Origin of the sequence: Undibacterium paludis (genome assembly GCF_022568815.1) — a bacterium.
In the GTDB taxonomy this organism is placed as follows: domain Bacteria; phylum Pseudomonadota; class Gammaproteobacteria; order Burkholderiales; family Burkholderiaceae_D; genus Undibacterium.
In genome coordinates this window covers 52,619-68,538 of the sequence record NZ_JAKZHX010000013.1, presented here as the reverse complement: position 1 = coordinate 68,538, position 15,920 = coordinate 52,619, and the positions used below count along the sequence as shown (strand labels likewise).

The following is a 15,920-nucleotide window of genomic DNA, read 5'->3' as shown; positions in this document are numbered from 1 at the left end:
TAATATATGAACAGCGTTTATATAAAATAGCAAATAAGACAACGCGGGGGACATGTGCACTCGAACTTTTTGCTTTAATTGTCCGCGCCCAACGCAAAACAGATGGCTGTACCATTAGTCTACCTGGCGATAAATTGCCATGCAGATTCCGCCCTGTTTTGTCTCAGGCATTTCCCTCCCCCTCAAACACTCCGCTCCCGCGTACATCCCGTATCAGCACAGTTGCCGCTTTCACAAAGTAGCAACACAAGATGACCACCAGGTCACGGAGTAAAACATGAAACGTATGCTGTTCAATGCGACGCAGCAAGAAGAGTTGCGCGTTGCCATTGTCAATGGGCAAAAGCTCATCGACATAGATATTGAGACTGCCGGTCGCGAACTGCGCAAATCAAATATCTACAAAGGTGTGATCACTCGTATCGAACCTTCCCTTGAAGCCTGTTTCGTCAACTACGGCGAAGAACGTCACGGCTTCCTCCCCTTCAAAGAAGTTGCCCGTACCTATTTCAAAGAAGGTGTCGACGTGCGCAATGCCTCCATCAAGGAAGCGCTGCGCGAAGGCCAGGAAATCATGGTACAGGTCGAAAAAGAAGAACGTGGCAACAAGGGAGCAGCCCTGACCTCGTTCATTTCCCTGGCTGGGCGCTATCTGGTCTTGATGCCCAACAACCCGCGTGGCGGCGGCGTTTCCCGCCGTGTGGAAGGTGAAGATCGCCAGGAGTTGCGCGAAACCATGGACAAGCTGGACTTACCAAGTGGCATGTCCGTTATTGCCCGCACAGCCGGTATAGGCCGCAATGTTGACGAATTGCAATGGGACTTGAATTATCTGATGCAACTCTGGCGCGCGATCGAAGGCGCTGGCAAATCTTCTCCGGGTGCATTCCTGATTTACCAGGAGTCTTCGCTGGTCATTCGCGCCATCCGCGACTATTTCCAGCCTGACATCGGCGAAATCCTCATCGATACCGATGAAATCTACGAACAGGCCCAGCAATTCATGAGCCACGTGATGCCCGATATGGTGCACCGTGTCAAACGCTATAGCGATGATGTGCCGCTGTTCTCCCGTTTCCAGATCGAACACCAGATCGAAACAGCCTATTCCCGTACCGTACCACTGCCGTCTGGCGGCGCGATCGTTATCGATCATACGGAAGCCCTGGTATCCGTTGACGTTAACTCGGCCCGCTCCACCCGTGGCGGTGACATTGAAACGACCGCTTTCAATACCAATCTGGAAGCCGCTGAAGAAGTAGCCCGTCAATTGCGCCTGCGCGACCTGGGTGGTTTGATCGTGATCGATTTTATCGACATGGAAAACGCCAAGAACCAGCGCGAAGTGGAAACACGCCTTAAAGATGCACTGCGTTATGACCGCGCACGCGTGCAAATGGGCAAGATTTCCCGTTTTGGCCTGATGGAACTGTCACGCCAGCGCCTGCGCCCTTCCCTGTCCGAAGGCAGCCATGTGACCTGCCCACGCTGCAACGGCACTGGCCATATCCGCGATACTGAATCTTCAGCCCTGCAAGTCCTGCGTATCATCCAGGAAGAAGCCATGAAGGAAAATTCAGCAGCTATCCACGTCCAGGTCCCTGTCGACGTAGCTGCCTTCCTGCTGAATGAAAAACGTGGTGAAATCCTGAAGATAGAAACGCGTCATCGCGTGACTGTCATCCTGATCCCGAACAAGCACCTGGAAACCCCGCATTACAAGCTGGATCGCCTGAAAAACGACGACCCACGCCTGGAAGATCATCATGCAAGCTATGCCATGGCAGAGCAGGCAGATACCGACATAGGTTACAGCAAGCGTCAAAAAGAAGACGTCAAGCCACGCCAGGAAGCTGTCGTCAAGAGCATCACGCCCGAGACCGCTCCTATCGTCGAACGCAAAGAAGTTGTGCCAGTTGTTGCCGCTCCTGCCCCTGAACCAGAACCTGGTTTCTTTGGCAAACTGTTCGGTTTCCTGTTTGGCAAATCTGAGCCTGCTGCCAAGGCCGCTGCTGTTGAAGAGCCGACAGAAGAAAAAGCCAATGGCCGTGACCGTAACGGCCGCAACCCACGCAATAACCAGCGCAACCGCAATCGCCGCAACCGTGATCGCGATGAGCGTGAAGATCGTCCGGCCCGCGCTGAGAAATCTGAACAGGAAGCCAAACCTGTTGCAGCGGAAAACCCACGCCCGCCTAAAGCACCCAAACCACCTCGCGAGGCTCGTGAAGAACGCGAACCGCAAGAAGGTCGTCGCGAACGCCAGCAACGCCAACGCGAAGAGCGCAAGGAAAACCTGGTTGCAGAAGCCAAGCCAGAAGAGCCTACTATCCATAAACATCCTGATCCTGTACCAGTCGAAGTCATGCCTGCGACAGCACAGCTTGAAGCACTGGAATCCGGCGCAGAAAATGAGACTGGCGAACAAGGTGAGGAACGTCGCCGTCGTCGTCGTCGCGGCGGCCGCAACCGTAATCGCCGTGACCGTGATGGCAATGAACAAGTCAATGAGCAAGGTGAATTGCCAATAGACGGCAACGAATCTGTTAGTGAAGCTGGTAATGAGACTGGCTTTGCTGAAGTCGCCCCGGCGCCGGCATTACCGGTAGCCGTCGAGCATATTGCCGTAGTCAGTCAGGCTGTCGAGACAAAATCTGTGCCGACAAATGAAGGCGTCAATACAGAAGCAGCCCCAGCGATCGACATCCCATCAGCACCGGCCATCAGTGCTGTAGTTGCCGATCAACTGCCTGCTGCAGAAGCAGTTGCAACGCCGACGGCAGAAGTGCCAACAGAAGCAATACCAGTCCAGGAAGCTCCTGCACCTGCAGTTGAACCTGTGACTGCAGTCGTAGAGGCTGTCGCTTCTGATAGCGTTGTTCACGCAGGAGCAGAAACACCCGTCGCAACGCCAGCACCAGTTTTGGCAACAGCAGTCAAACCGGCAGAAGCCTTGATGCCACTCGAAACACTGAATGACATGCTAAAAGCTGCCGGACTGGAACTGGCAAGTACTGATCCGGTAAAATTGCAGGCCGCAAAAGCAGCAGCAGAAAACCAGGTAGCACCGGTACGTGTTCCACGTGAACGCAAGCCTGCGCCAATAGCTTCAGAAGAACCACTGATCATGGTTGAAACACGTCGTTGATACGTTAGTGACCTGAATCCAAAGCTGCAAGCAGCATGATCAAAAAGCCGGTACATCAGTTATGATGAGCCGGCTTTTTTAATACAAGCTGCATCTCCCCATGATCAAAGACAGACAAAAATAGCAAGTAACATTCAGGTATGGTCTTCATAACTTGTCTATGAAAAACGGCCAAACCACCAATACGCAACTTGAAAAAAACCAGTACATGTCATCAAACCAGATCAGCTTGAAAACCGCCTTTCTGTATTGGCTCAAACTCGGTTTCATCAGTTTTGGCGGCCCGGCTGGCCAGATTGCCCTCATGCATGCGGACCTGGTGGAAAAACGTCGCTGGATATCCGAGGCGAGGTTTTTGCATGCGCTAAACTATTGCATGCTGCTACCTGGCCCCGAAGCAACCCAACTAGCTATCTACATAGGCTGGCTTATGCATAAAACCCGCGGCGGCATCATGGCCGGACTGCTGTTTGTCCTGCCAGGTTTTTTGGTATTAATACTGCTATCCTGGATATATATGCGCTTTGGTAACCATGAGATTGTCAAAATCATCATGTCCGGCGTCAAACCTGCGGTTGTCGCCATCGTCCTGACTGCAGCCTGGCGCATAGCACGGCGCAGCCTGAAAACAAAATTATTGATGGCTGTAGCGACAATGGCCTTTCTCTCCATCAGCTTCTTGCACCTGCCATTTCCCGTCATCATCCTGTCGGCTGCAGTGACAGGCCTGGTTTTTCGCCACGCTTGCGAAGCTCACCACCCCTCAGCCAATGCACCCGGACTTGCCTCTCAAGCTCATCCTGCCGCCCTTATTGATGATGATACGCCTACGCCGGCACACGCCCATTTCTCGTTGGTACGATTGCTCATGACGGTTGGGCTAAGTATTTTATCTGTCGTTGCAGTGTGGCTATTGCTTGCCACGGCCTTTGGTACAACCGGCCCTTTGACCGATATGGCAAACTTCTTCAGCAAGGCCGCCATGCTGAGCTTTGGTGGTGCTTATGCGGTACTGCCATATATGGTGCAAGCAGCGGTTGAACAATATCACTGGCTAAATATGGCACAAATGATGGATGGCCTGGCACTGGGGGAAACTACGCCGGGACCATTGATCATGATAGTTGCCTTCGTCGGTTTTATTGGTGGCTGGAATAATGAACTATTTGGCGCAAATCACCTGCTCTTGTCAGCATGCCTGGGAGCTGGCGTTGCATTCTTCTTTACCTTTTTCCCCTCTTTCGTCTTTATTCTGGCAGGCGGCCCACTGGTTGAGGCGAGCAGGAACAATTTACGTTTGAATGCCCCCTTGAATGCCATTTCAGCAGCCGTCGTTGGCGTCATCCTCAGCCTGGCATGGCTATTTGCTGGCAATGTGTTTTTTCACGAAGGTACGCAAATTGACCTGTTTGCAGTAGGCATTACTGTAACGGCAAGTGTTGCCACATTCAGGTACCAGGTATCGACAATCAAATTATTGGCAGCTTGTGCGCTGGCTGCCTACGGCCTATCCTTATTTCATTGATATCATGAAACACTGCGGATACGCAGGTTTTCAAGTCATGCTATTGTTCAATGTTAAGCACACAATCGAGCATCAGCATCATGACGGAAAAATTCATTCCGCTTAAAGAAATCAGCCCCTCGCAACCAAGCTTGTCCATCCCCGAGGTCCTGACTACTCCAGATGGCGAACTGCGGGATGCTCTTGGGCGGCCTCTGCACGACTTGCGCGTCTCGGTCACAGATCGCTGCAATTTTCGTTGCATATATTGCATGCCAAAGGAAGTCTTTGACAAAGACTACCGATATCTGCCTCATGATTCCCTGCTCAGCTTTGAAGAAATTGCTCGCATCAGCAGCATTTTTGTTGCTCACGGAGTCAGAAAAATCCGCCTGACAGGTGGGGAGCCGCTATTACGCAAGCATCTGGAACGCCTAATAGAAATGCTGGCAAAACTCCGGACCACAGATGGCCAGCCACTGGACCTGACCCTGACAACCAATGGATCATTACTTGCACGCAAGGCACAGAGTCTTAAAGATGCAGGACTGACACGCGTGACCGTGTCACTGGATGCACTTGACGATACCATCTTCAAGCGCATGAATGACGTGGATTTTTCCGTCAACGAAGTACTCAAAGGCATAGATGCGGCAGAAGCAGCGGGCCTGGGGCCGGTGAAAGTCAATATGGTGGTAAAAGCCGGATTGAATGACCAGGAAATCATTCCCATGGCGCGTTATTTCAAGGACAGACAGGCTATCCTGCGCTTTATTGAATATATGGACGTAGGTGCATCAAATGGCTGGAAACTTGACGAAGTCCTGCCATCCGCAGAAGTCATACAGCGCATACAGGATGCCGGCATGCCCTTGCAGGCCATTGACGCAAACTACACCGGCGAGACTGCCAGTCGCTGGCGCCATGCCGATGGCAGCGGGGAGCTTGGCGTCATTTCCAGCGTCACCCAGGCTTTTTGCAGTGATTGCAGCAGAGCCAGATTATCTACCGAAGGCAAACTGTACACCTGCCTGTTTGCCTCACATGGTCACGATTTGCGCGCCCTCCTGCGAAGCAGGCAACAGCATGATGATCTGGCAATCGCCAATGTGATCTCGCAAATCTGGCAAGGTCGCAGTGATCGTTATTCTGAATTACGTAGCAAGAGTACTGATCTAAGTCAGCGCAGGAAAATTGAAATGTCGTATATTGGTGGCTGAGACTGGTATTATTTATCACTAAGCCATCAAGCACCATCATAGCTCAACCAATTTTTAAATTTATCGTATGCAAGTCATACAAAAAGACCAGATCACCGGACTGCTGCTTGCCGGTGGCAGAGGTACACGCATGGGGCAAGTGGACAAGGGGCTGCAGAGTTTTCGCAAACAACCCCTGGCTTTACATGTTTTGCAAAAACTATCCATGCAGACTGCGAGCATATTAATCAACGCCAATCAAAATCTCGACATCTACCGCAGTTTTGGTTATACCGTCTGGCCAGACCTGCTGCCAGATTTTGCCGGCCCGCTGGCCGGCATACATACCGGCATGCATCATTGCCAGACACCGTACCTTCTATGTGCGCCATGTGATTCCCCTTTATTGCCGGACAATCTGGCCGAAGAACTGTCGTCTGCATTGATCAAAGAAGCAAGCGACATCGCCGTAGTCACAACAATGGAAAACGTGGCCGGCACACCAACGAGGCAAAACCACCCTGTGTTTGCCTTGATGAAAATCAGTTTGCTCGCCAATCTGGACAATTTCCTGGCTGCAGGGGAACGCAAAATGCAAGACTGGTACGCGCGGCTGAAACTGAGCGAGGTCGTATTTGAAGACCATACAGCCTTTCGCAATATCAATACGCTGAAAGAACTACGAGAGCTGGAAAACTGACATGAACAACAGGCAAGAGGCAGGCAACAGCTTGCAGGAAATCAGCAGTTGCATAGCCAATGTTGACCCGAACGCATTAACGGTTACCCAGGCACAGGACATCATGCGCCAGTTTGTCCAGCCAATAGAAGGTATGGAAAAACTCACCATACGACAGGCACTGGGGCGTGTTCTTGCGCAAGATATCGTCTCGCCCATCAATGTCCCGGCGCATGACAACTCCGCCATGGACGGCTATGCCTTTTGTGGCGATATCCTGTCGACAGAACCGCAAGCCTTGCTTGAAATTGTCGGCACAGCCCTGGCCGGCTCAGGATTTACCGGAACTGTTACCGCTTGCCAGTGCGTGCGCATCATGACAGGCGCCCTCATCCCTGCCGGTTGCGATACCGTAGTTGCCCAGGAGTTCACCAGCAAAATCGATGATAGTCACATCCAGATTACCTGCCCCAGACTGCAGCAGGGCGACAATCGTCGCCGTAAAGGCGAAGACCTGGCATTGGGTACGATAGCCTTGAGCAGGGGCAAAATACTGACACCGGCCGACCTGGGCCTGCTGGCTTCCCTGGGCATTGCAGAAGTCAGTGTGCAAAGACGTCTGCGCGTAGCGTTCTTCTCAACTGGCGATGAATTACGCTCGCTCGGTGAAACCCTGGATGCCGGTTGCGTCTATGATAGTAATCGCTACACCTTGTATGGCATGCTGACGCGGCTTGGTTGTGAAGTGATGGACATGGGTGTCATACAAGACCACCCGCAGGCGCTGGAAGCAGCCATGCGCCAGGCCTGTGAAAATGCTGATGCCATCATTACTTCCGGCGGCGTATCCGTAGGCGACGCAGACCATACCAGACGCCTGATGCATAGCCTTGGAGACATTGCCTTCTGGAGCCTTGCGATGCGCCCAGGGCGTCCCATGGCGTTTGGCAAAATCAATTCAATGGGTAGAAGCGCCTATATATTCGGCTTGCCAGGTAACCCCGTAGCAGTCATGGTGTCGTTTTATTTTTTTGCCAGGCAGGCCCTGTTACAGCAAATGGGGGCGAAAACCAGTCCTTTGCCTCTGATGAAAGTCAAAGCAAATGCTGCCATCAAAAAACAACCTGGTCGCACCGAATACCAGCGTGGCATTGTCGCCTTGCGGGCAAATGGTGAATATGGGGTCAGTGTCACCGGTGCACAGGGTTCAGGTATCTTGCGCTCCATGTCTGAGGCCAATTGCATCATCGTCCTGGCACACGAGCAAGGAATGGTCGCTACAGATGAATTTGTTGACATTTTACTATTCGAAGGTTTGACTTGAGTCTTGCCCCGGAAGGCAGCGTACAATTTCATGACAACTGGATACTCTTTGTTAATTGAGTGACCATCAATAAATGGTAACATGCACCTACGTGAATATATGCTAACCAGATATAGCAAGATATACCGATTAATTTACTCCTGGAGAATAGTTTGAAAGCATCAATTGGCTTAATGAGCGCGTGTGCATCCCTGGCCCTGCTGAGCGGTTGCGGTGGAGGCTCCTCAAGTGATTCGACACCTGCTTCTGTGACAAAAGTAACAACAGACCAGGTTGTTTACCGTAAAGTAACCAATTTCACCATTACCGGCCAGAATCTGGACAAGGGCTACAATGCGTCCATCCCTGCCTGCCTTACCATCACCGAACTGCCAGGCGGTTCTTCCACGCAAAGAATCCTGTCCTGTAAAATCGTCGGCGTAGGCACCAGCAACTACACGATCACTGCAGGCAGCGGCCTGACACTCTACAATGGCATGATCACCGTTCCACTGGCGGCGCAACCACAGGTCACCATGACTACCAGCATGGGCACCATGGTGGTTGAACTGAATCCGGCCAAGGCGCCAATCTCGGTAGACAATTTCCTGCAATATGTGGAAAACGGTTTTTATCCGAACAAGATTTTCCATCGTGTCATCAAAGGTCAGATCATCCAGGGCGGCGGCTTCACTTCTGACCTGCAACAACCAGCAACACTGTCCCCGATTCGCCTGGAAACTCCGAATGGCTTGAGCAATTTGCGCGGCACTATCGCCATGGCACGCACCAGTGTTGCCGACTCTGCAACTGCACAGTTTTACATGAATGTTGCCGACAATACCGGTTTTGATGCGACGACTGCCGGCACCGGTTACGCAGTATTTGGCAAAATTGTTAGCGGTCTCGATATCATGGACAAGATCAACGCTGTACCAACCACAACGGCTGGCGGCATGACTGATGTTCCTGTCACACCGGTGCTGATTAATTCGATGGTACAAACACAATAACATGTTATGCTGCCCAGGCAGCTCTCGTGATTTGTAAAAAACAGGAGCCGTTGCGCTCCTGTTTTACTTTTAAAAGGTGGAGAAAAAGATGAAAAGACAATGGCAAGCCATGCTGATAGCCACAGCATTCACTGCACTGACAGTCGGACCAGCCTGGGCAAAAGATGAAGTCAAAAAGGCCCCGTCCCCGGCTTCAGCCAGCGCATCAGCGTCCGCATCCACCTCCGCCAAAGTCGAATTAATGGACTTGAACAGTGCAACAAAAAAGGAATTGGCAACGCTGCCAAAGATAGGTGATGTTCGCTCTGACGCTATCATCAAGGGGCGTCCTTACAAAGGCAAGGATGAATTGCTGAGCAAAAAAATAATCCCCGAAGATGTCTACAACGGTATTAAAGATCTGGTTATCGCCAGACAAAAACCGACAGAAAAGAAATAAGGATTGTCAATTTTCAGCGAGCAGCATATCAAACGCGTGCTCGCTGATAAAATAGCTTGTATCGTATGTGCAGCGCTTTGCCATGACAGAGAGGTCCTATGTCAAGCAGGTTTTCACGTATCAGTGCAGTCGTCGCCCTATCGGCGCTGAGTGCGCTTGCCAGGGCTGGCGACGATGACAAGCCATTCTCCATGAGCGGTTTTGGCACTCTTGGCATCGTCCACAGTGACACCCGTAAAGTCGATATAGTCCGTGACCTGACGCAAAGTGAAGGCGTGGGCTTTACCAGGCAAACCGATGTCGGCATGGACAGCAACTTTGGCGTCCAGATCAACAAGAGACTGACTGATGACCTTGACGCCGCCCTGCAGATCGTCAGCCGCCGCTCGGTAAACGGCTTCCAGCCTGACGTTACCTGGGCCTTTGCGCGTTACCTGCCCAATGATCACTTGCAGTTACGTGCCGGACGACTGGGTTTTGATGTCTATCCTCTGGCTGATTCGCGCAACGTCGCCTATTCTTATTTGTGGGTACGCCCGCCCATCGATTTCTTTGGCAGTCTGATCATCTCGTATTTTGACGGTGCCGATTTATTACTATCCAGACCACTGGGAAATGGTATCTTGCGCGGCAAGCTATTTGCCGGTATCGCCAGGGAAAAAACGTCAACCGGCAGCCCCGATGAATTTCTCTCATTGAATCATTCACATCTGCTCGGCGGGCATATTGAATACCAGACGCCAAGCTGGTTATACCGACTAGGTTACGCAGAACTCAAATTCAAGAATGAGTTCTCTTCGCTGCAAGCCCTGCTTGACGGCCTGCGCTCCCCCGCTTTGAATGCTTTTGTACCGGCTGCTGCCGGCATGGGCAACGATCTGGCGATGGAAGGCAAGAAATTCAAATACCTGTCCGCAGCAATAGCCTACGATCAGGGGCCTTTGCAGGCGCAATTGATGCTGAATCAATTAAGTTCAGAGTCCTTGCTGTTCCCTACCAATAGAGCCACGTTTCTGACGGTTGGGTACAGGATCAGTCAATGGACTCCCTATTTCACTTATTCAGCGGCAAGACCAGTCAATCGTAAAATCCCGAATAGCCTGCCAGCAGGCGTCAGTCCGGATATCGATATGCTGTCGACAGCCTTTGATCAGTCCATAGTCAATCAGTTTAATCATCAGCGCACATTATCACTGGGTGTGCGCTATGACTTGTCTGACAAAACCAATGTCAAAGTGCAACTTGACAGGATCAAGACACAAGATTTTCTGCTGGTTCGCAACAACCAACCCGGCTGGGATGGCAATGCCAGCCTGATCAGCCTTGCTTTCAGTTTTATTTTTTAGGCAGGCATGATGAAAACGATCTGTCGCCTCCTCCTGTCCGGCAGTCTCTGCCTGGTTTGCCAGCATGCATTTGCGGATCTGATTGTCGTCGCCAATCCGCAAAGTGGCGTCGATAAATTGAGCAAGGATGAAATCATCAATCTGTATATGGGGCGTAATCGCAAACTGAGTTCGGGCATCAATGCCATACCGGTAGATTTGTCAGCAGCCAATGCTGAGAAGGCGAATTTCTACTCCATGCTGGTCAATAAAAATTTACCCGAAATCAACTCTTACTGGGCCAGACTGATGTTTTCCGGCCAGGGATCTCCACCGTTGCAGGTAGAATCCGTCGATGAGGCACTTGATATTATCGCCAGCAAAAAAGGGGCCATTGGATACATAGACAGGAAAAAACTGGACAAGAGAGTAAAGTTGATTTATGACCCGACACAGTAAACGAGCATCTGCATGTTAAGACTGCTACGCACCAGTATCGTCTATCGCAGCGCATTTTTTGTGCTCGGCATCGCTTTACTTGTCGGCATTTTTTTTGCCGTACTGAGCTATCACTTCTCTGCTCAATCAGAGCAGAAGCTGGCAAACCAGCGCACCCAGGCTTCGCTCAGCACCATAGAGAACACGGCAGGCATAGCATGTTTTGTGCTTGACCAGAATCTGGCGGCAGAACTGGCGCGCGGCCTGTTGAAAAATGGCGATATCAGCCGGGTGCAAATTGTCTCTGAAGGCAAAGTGCTGGCGGAGGCCGGCAAACCAGGTCAAGGTGCGACAGGGCAATCTGCACTTACCATCTTGCAGGGAATTAACTCATCAAATCAGCTGGTGCATGCCATCCATTCCCCTTTCAATCCCAAAGAGAAAGTCTGCGACATATATCTGGAACTTAACCTTGATTTCATCAGGGAGCAAAGCACAACCAAAGCGCGCTTCATTGTCTATCTCTTGTTGCTGCAGGCCTTGGCCATGGCCTCGGCTGTGGTCTATGTGGTCCATACCATGATTACGCGCCCCATCAAAAACATCTCAGACAGATTGCATAAACTTGCGCCAGAATCAGGGGAAAAACTGCAACTCCCTGACGGTAGCGAAAAGGATGAGATCGGTCAGTTGGTACGTGACGTCAACACCCTGGTGGCCAGCCTGTTGACAACACTGGATGACGAGAGAGCCCTGCGGATAAAACACGCCATAGGCGAGAAAAAATTTCAGACCATTTTTGAAAATGCAGAGACTGGCATTTTTCAGCTTAATTTTTCTGGCGAACTGCTATCTTACAACCCCGCTTTCATACGCATGTTCGGCCTCAAGGATATACCTGGAGCTGACGGCTATTCAAATGCCCTGACCTCATTGCTGGAGGGTCAGGAGCTGCGTCTGCATCTGATGATAGATGCCGCGATCAATGAAGCAAAAGTGATGTCCGATGACTTCTACGTGCAACTGGCCAGCCCCTCCGGCAAGAAATGGGTCAACCTTGTCATCAGCCCAGCCGACGACGGTGTCTTGCAGGGGTTGGCCAATGACATCACGGCAAGCAGGCTCAGGGAAGAAAGCGCCAATCAACTGGCCGTAACTGACCATCTGACTGGTCTCAACAATCGCCTGGGATTTGAAAAAGAAATCGCCCGTCTGGCCAAGGAACATGCCGGTGGTAACGCACACGGATTTTTCCTGCTGATGATAGATCTGGACAAGTTCAAACAAGTCAATGATACCCATGGACACACGGTAGGCGACCAGGTATTGATCCATTTCGCTAACCTGGTCGCCAACACCGTCAGAAAATCAGATTTTGTCGCCAGGCTCGGGGGTGATGAATTCATCATCCTGTTAAAAAACCTGACCAATCTGACAAAAGCCGAAGAAATTGCGCAAAAAATCATCGCACAGGTTTGCCAGCCCATAGAGATTACCGACGATTTGTCTGTGCAAATCGGCGCCAGCATAGGTGTCAGCTATACCGGACCAAATGACTTCAACCCAGATGAACTTGTAGAGCAGGCAGATGCCGCCATGTATCAGGTAAAACGTAGCGGCAGAAATGCATACAGAGTCGTTGACCTCGACATCTACAACCCCAGTCAGACAACAGGCTCAGCATGAGCAGTCAGTATATCTGTGACTGCCGCCTGATATAGCGCATTGGGTCTGAAAGCGGCTTCCCGCGAACAGGTGTAGGTGAACTTGATGACGTGATCATCATCGCACTGTATCGCCTGCCTGAACAGCGCCGGCCATGGATCAAAGTGAGTATAGGATTGCACTATCTTGTTGAGGCAGGCGTCAATACTGAGCAAAGCCGGCGCACCAACCGACACATAGGCAACACATAAAGCCAGCCATATGTCCTGCAACCTGCTTTTTAATTGATCTGCCTGCATATAAGGCAACAGTTGGCGGGCAGCATTTACACCGGTAACCATGTGCAGGATAGTAAAGTCCCTGGTCTGCCAATAGGCAGAAATAGCCCAAAGCGCCAGTTCATCAAGTAAATCTTCTGAATCCGGCATGGCAGGGAAATTTTCTTGAAACAACTCGTCATTGATGACTGCCTGCATTTTCTCGACAATCATGCGTCCTGGATAAATCTTGCCAGCCATTGCTGTCGACAGGCTTTCAAAACCTGCGGCGGCCGATGCGGCGGCTACCCTGCCCTCCATATCAATCTCAATTGCAAAGTTTGCTACTACCAGTGCGGCCAGTCCGGCCGCCATTTCATATACATGTTCCGTCTGCAAGCCGTAGGCCAGACGTATCAGTGCGTGAAACGCTGTGGTCGCAGGTGCAAAGGGAATGATTGCCAGAACTTCCCTGATCACTTCACCTGCCCCCCGTTCAATCATGCTAGCCGCAAAACATTCCTGCAAATCACGAAAACTGCTCCGCTGACCCAGGTATTGCGCAAAATATGGGTACTCGACAACCGGCCCCAAAGCTGACGCTGGCAAGGCATACTGTTCGCGCCAGTGCTCAAAGAATGCCCGGAGCCTGTCTGGCCCCGCTCCCATGGCAGCCAAAGCCGTCAATGCCATGGGACAATGATTGGTCGTTCCCCTGCCGTTCAGGGCAAATTCACGGTTCTTATCCAGCAATGCAATCAGGGTATGGTTGTTGCTCAAAGTATTCATGCCGTCTCACTATGGTGAATGATGGATACACATAGTATGCAAGTTAAAGTAAACTTTAAGTCAAGCGGATTTTTTGAGGAGCAAAAGATGATTCCCATTGACGAGAATAAGCTGATCAGCATAGGTGAATTAGCCAGGCGCTCTGGCATAGCCGCCAGTGCATTGCGGTTTTATGAAAGCCGGGGATTGATTGTCAGCGTGCGCAGTTCATCGCAGAGGCGACAATTTCATCGTGAGGTGTTACGCAGGGTCGCCTTCATCAAGGCGGCGCAAACGGCGGGGTTGACACTGGAAGAAATAGAAAACACGCTGGCATCACTACCTGATCAAAGAACACCGACCAAACAGGACTGGGAAAAATTGTCCCGGTCCTGGCAATCCCTGGTGGAACAGCGCATCAATGCCCTGGTTGCTTTGCGCGATCAACTGACATCCTGCATAGGCTGTGGCTGTCTGTCGCTCAAGGTGTGCGCTTTATACAATCCCCAAGATATTGCCAGCAATAAGGGCGCGGGCCCGCGTTATCTGATGGGCGACAGACCCAGGAAATAGGTACCCGTCACAACAGTAGGCTCTGATGCGACAAAGGCCTGACCTGCATGGGTCTTCTGGCAAATCTAATTGATGGGTTATGCCGCCTGCTTAAGGCTCAGCATCGGTCTCATTTGTTTCATTTGCTGTCCCCAGCAAACTTTGTGCTGTATCGGTCGGCAAGGCTTCAACGTTTTTCAGTTTTCTGGTCATTTGCCTGGTCCTGACTTCTGCCTGGTCTATATTTTTTGCGGCTTTTTCCAGCGCCAGCTTGGTCGCCGTCAGCACATCGGCAAATTTGCCAAATTCAGTCTTGACAGCACCCAGCACCTGCCAGACCTCAGACGAGCGCTGCTCCAGCACCAGACTGCGAAAACCCATCTGCAAGCTGTTCAATAATGCCGACAGGGTTGAGGGGCCAGAAATCGAGACACGGCAAGTGCGCTGCAATTCATCCGCCAGGCCAGGTCTGCGCATGACCTCGGCATACAAGCCCTCGGTAGGCAAGAACAGGATGGCAAAATCAGTCGTCAATGGTGGCGACAGGTATTTTTCAGAAATGGTCTTGGCTTCCAGGCGTATGGCTCTTTCCAGCTCTTTACCGGCTTGTGCCACACCTTCGGCATCAGCGCGCTCTGCGGCATCAAGCAAGCGTTCATACTGCTCTTTGGGAAACTTGGCATCAATGGGCATCCATACCGGCGCCTTATTGTCTTCTTTGCCTGGCAGCTTGATGGCAAATTCCACCCTCTCCCCCGTGCCCGGCACGGTCTCTACATTTTTTGCGTACTGGTCCGGTGTCAGCATTTGTTCAAGCACCATCTCCAGTTGCACCTCTCCCCAGGTGCCACGTGTCTTTACATTGGTCAGAACGCGTTTGAGGTCACCAACGCCGATGGCCAATTGCTGCATTTCGCCCAGGCCCTGATGCACTTTGTCGAGGCGGTCTGACACCAGCTTGAAGGACTCGCCCAAGCGCTGTTCCAGTGTCGCATGCAATTTTTCATCGACAGTCTTGCGCATTTCTTCGAGTTTGCCGGCATTATCAGCTTGCAGTTGCTGGATTTTTTGCTCCAGCGTTGCGCGGATTTCGTTCATGCGCAGGGCATTCGATTCTGTCAGGCCCAGCAAGCTCTGATTCAAGCTGTCGCCAAACCGTTTCAGGCTTTGCGCCTGCTCATCACGAGCGACCTGACCCTGCAAAATGAACGCCTGCCTGAATTGCTCCAGTTGCTGGGCATTGGTTTCATTGAGTTTGACCAGTTGCTGGGAGAACGCATCGATCTGGCTATTCTGCATGGTCGCGACACTGGTCAGTTGCGACGCCAGGTTTTGTTGCAGTTGACTGAAATTCCCCGCCAGTTCTTGTCGCCCGGTCTGTGCTGTCAGCTGCACCTGCTCCCGCAAAGCGCGCTCACTGCGCTCCTGCGTCAATTGCGACTGCTGCTGAGCCCCACGCAATTGCTCCTGCAATGCCTGGATAGCCTGCACATCATCACCGACCCGGGCAGTTTTGCCACGCAGAAGCAGCAACAGATTCAAGATCACGGCAAAAGCTGCCAGCAGCAATATCAGGACTTCAAACAAACTCATAGAAGGAAGGCTTAGAGAAAAAATTGGTCGGTTTTCA

At 51.5% G+C, this 15,920-nt stretch carries 13 protein-coding genes; 11 read left to right on the top strand and 2 right to left on the bottom strand.

Annotated elements, in window-relative coordinates; all coding sequences use genetic code 11:
- The first annotated feature begins 277 nt into the window (after window positions 1–277).
- From LZ463_RS21440 to LZ463_RS21395, 10 genes are all read left to right on the top strand, one after another.
- Complete coding sequence (locus LZ463_RS21440) at window positions 278–3,148, top strand: Rne/Rng family ribonuclease (protein WP_241458299.1); 2,871 nt, start codon at window positions 278–280, stop codon at window positions 3,146–3,148.
- Between the two features lie 160 nt (window positions 3,149–3,308).
- Window positions 3,309–4,673 (top strand): chromate efflux transporter, encoded by a 1,365-nt coding sequence (gene chrA / locus LZ463_RS21435; RefSeq protein ID WP_241458297.1) that lies wholly within the window; start codon window positions 3,309–3,311, stop codon window positions 4,671–4,673.
- Window positions 4,674–4,753: 80 nt separating this feature from the next.
- Window positions 4,754–5,872, top strand: a complete 1,119-nt coding sequence (gene moaA, locus LZ463_RS21430; RefSeq protein WP_241458295.1) for a GTP 3',8-cyclase MoaA — start codon at window positions 4,754–4,756, stop codon at window positions 5,870–5,872.
- A 67-nt stretch (window positions 5,873–5,939) separates the two neighbouring features.
- The gene (mobA, locus tag LZ463_RS21425) at window positions 5,940–6,551 is read left to right on the top strand and encodes a molybdenum cofactor guanylyltransferase MobA (protein WP_241458293.1); all 612 of its coding nucleotides are present in this window, start codon (window positions 5,940–5,942) and stop codon (window positions 6,549–6,551) included.
- A gap of 1 nt (window position 6,552) precedes the next feature.
- Window positions 6,553–7,854 (top strand): molybdopterin molybdotransferase MoeA, encoded by a 1,302-nt coding sequence (gene moeA / locus LZ463_RS21420; RefSeq protein WP_241458291.1) that lies wholly within the window; start codon window positions 6,553–6,555, stop codon window positions 7,852–7,854.
- 152 nt (window positions 7,855–8,006) lie between these two features.
- Window positions 8,007–8,846, top strand: coding sequence for a peptidylprolyl isomerase (locus tag LZ463_RS21415; RefSeq protein ID WP_241458289.1), 840 nt, complete (start codon window positions 8,007–8,009; stop codon window positions 8,844–8,846).
- Between the two features lie 88 nt (window positions 8,847–8,934).
- A complete protein-coding gene (locus tag LZ463_RS21410; RefSeq protein ID WP_241458286.1) occupies window positions 8,935–9,285 on the top strand; it encodes a ComEA family DNA-binding protein in 351 nt (116 codons plus the stop codon).
- Between the two features lie 98 nt (window positions 9,286–9,383).
- Window positions 9,384–10,631 (top strand): porin, encoded by a 1,248-nt coding sequence (locus LZ463_RS21405; protein ID WP_241458284.1) that lies wholly within the window; start codon window positions 9,384–9,386, stop codon window positions 10,629–10,631.
- Window positions 10,632–10,637: 6 nt separating this feature from the next.
- Window positions 10,638–11,069, top strand: coding sequence for a hypothetical protein (locus LZ463_RS21400; RefSeq protein WP_241458282.1), 432 nt, complete (start codon window positions 10,638–10,640; stop codon window positions 11,067–11,069).
- 12 nt (window positions 11,070–11,081) lie between these two features.
- A complete protein-coding gene (locus tag LZ463_RS21395) occupies window positions 11,082–12,734 on the top strand; it encodes an EAL domain-containing protein (protein WP_241458280.1) in 1,653 nt (550 codons plus the stop codon).
- On the opposite strand, the gene LZ463_RS21390 is transcribed toward LZ463_RS21395, so the two are convergent.
- The gene (locus LZ463_RS21390) at window positions 12,713–13,759 is read right to left on the bottom strand and encodes a questin oxidase family protein (RefSeq protein WP_241458278.1); all 1,047 of its coding nucleotides are present in this window, start codon (window positions 13,757–13,759) and stop codon (window positions 12,713–12,715) included. The genes LZ463_RS21395 and LZ463_RS21390 overlap by 22 nt on opposite strands.
- 87 nt (window positions 13,760–13,846) lie before the next feature.
- Here LZ463_RS21390 and soxR point away from each other — a divergent pair, with 87 nt between their 5' ends.
- Entirely contained in the window at window positions 13,847–14,311 is a 465-nt protein-coding gene (gene soxR, locus LZ463_RS21385) for a redox-sensitive transcriptional activator SoxR (RefSeq protein WP_241458276.1), read from the top strand.
- A 90-nt stretch (window positions 14,312–14,401) separates the two neighbouring features.
- On the opposite strand, the gene LZ463_RS21380 is transcribed toward soxR, so the two are convergent.
- The gene (locus LZ463_RS21380) at window positions 14,402–15,883 is read right to left on the bottom strand and encodes a DNA recombination protein RmuC (RefSeq protein WP_241458274.1); all 1,482 of its coding nucleotides are present in this window, start codon (window positions 15,881–15,883) and stop codon (window positions 14,402–14,404) included.
- Between the last annotated feature and the right edge of the window lie 37 nt (window positions 15,884–15,920).

Bases quoted from the DNA above. Each gene is read 5' to 3' on its own strand.
- LZ463_RS21440 (WP_241458299.1), top strand. From the start codon at position 278: ATGAAACGTATGCTGTTCAATGCGACGCAGCAAGAAGAGTTGCGCGTT.
- chrA (WP_241458297.1), top strand. From the start codon at position 3,309: ATGAAAAACGGCCAAACCACCAATACGCAACTTGAAAAAAACCAGTAC.
- moaA (WP_241458295.1), top strand. From the start codon at position 4,754: ATGACGGAAAAATTCATTCCGCTTAAAGAAATCAGCCCCTCGCAACCA.
- mobA (WP_241458293.1), top strand. From the start codon at position 5,940: ATGCAAGTCATACAAAAAGACCAGATCACCGGACTGCTGCTTGCCGGT.
- moeA (WP_241458291.1), top strand. From the start codon at position 6,553: ATGAACAACAGGCAAGAGGCAGGCAACAGCTTGCAGGAAATCAGCAGT.
- LZ463_RS21410 (WP_241458286.1), top strand. From the start codon at position 8,935: ATGAAAAGACAATGGCAAGCCATGCTGATAGCCACAGCATTCACTGCA.
- LZ463_RS21405 (WP_241458284.1), top strand. From the start codon at position 9,384: ATGTCAAGCAGGTTTTCACGTATCAGTGCAGTCGTCGCCCTATCGGCG.
- LZ463_RS21400 (WP_241458282.1), top strand. From the start codon at position 10,638: ATGATGAAAACGATCTGTCGCCTCCTCCTGTCCGGCAGTCTCTGCCTG.
- LZ463_RS21395 (WP_241458280.1), top strand. From the start codon at position 11,082: ATGTTAAGACTGCTACGCACCAGTATCGTCTATCGCAGCGCATTTTTT.
- LZ463_RS21390 (WP_241458278.1), bottom strand. From the start codon at position 13,759: ATGAATACTTTGAGCAACAACCATACCCTGATTGCATTGCTGGATAAG.
- soxR (WP_241458276.1), top strand. From the start codon at position 13,847: ATGATTCCCATTGACGAGAATAAGCTGATCAGCATAGGTGAATTAGCC.
- LZ463_RS21380 (WP_241458274.1), bottom strand. From the start codon at position 15,883: ATGAGTTTGTTTGAAGTCCTGATATTGCTGCTGGCAGCTTTTGCCGTG.